The sequence below is a fragment of the Mesorhizobium sp. M0018 genome, from assembly GCF_040323955.1.
GTDB lineage: Bacteria > Pseudomonadota > Alphaproteobacteria > Rhizobiales > Rhizobiaceae > Mesorhizobium.
Genome location: NZ_JAMYVL010000096.1, coordinates 1 through 530 on the forward strand (window position 1 = coordinate 1; position 530 = coordinate 530).

The following is a 530-nucleotide window of genomic DNA, read 5'->3' on the forward strand; positions in this document are numbered from 1 at the left end:
CGAACTCTTTCGAAAACACGCGATGAAGACCGAGTGCGCGCGATCCAGCTTCGCCCCTCGCAACGAAATCGGCAGGGCCGACATGCGTTTGCCAGACAAAGTTTGGTGGGGCAGGTTTCCACGTAACTTTTGATCCATAGGCCGCTTTGCCCGGAGCTGTGATACGTCCACGTAGAGTGCAGATCCGCGGCTCCAGCCTTCTCGCGCAAGCATTCGGCGTCTCCGCATGATCGACGCAGGATGTTTGCTGCAAGAGTGATGCATGATGGACAGTGGTGGGGCACGCATTGACGATGTCAGGCGTTCAGGATTTTCGCTTCCTTGGCGGCGCTGAGAAATGCCACGCGCGCTACATCCGGTGCGCTGCCGCCGCCGAGAACCTTCATGCATGCCATACGAGCCTGGATGCGGCGCGCGGTTTCTCCAATGGGCCAGCGGTAAAGCAGCATTTCGGCGGCTTCGCGGGTGCTCGAAACACTGACTTTGCCCGAGGACAGCAAAACGGTCACGGGCTCTTCGAACGTGCCGAC

1 protein-coding gene is annotated in these 530 nt (G+C 59.4%); it reads right to left on the bottom strand.

The features are described from left to right. Positions 1–296: 296 nt before the first annotated feature. A partial coding sequence (locus NKJ81_RS32615) for a DUF982 domain-containing protein (RefSeq protein WP_352542994.1) occupies positions 297–530 on the bottom strand: 234 nt, incomplete at its 5' end.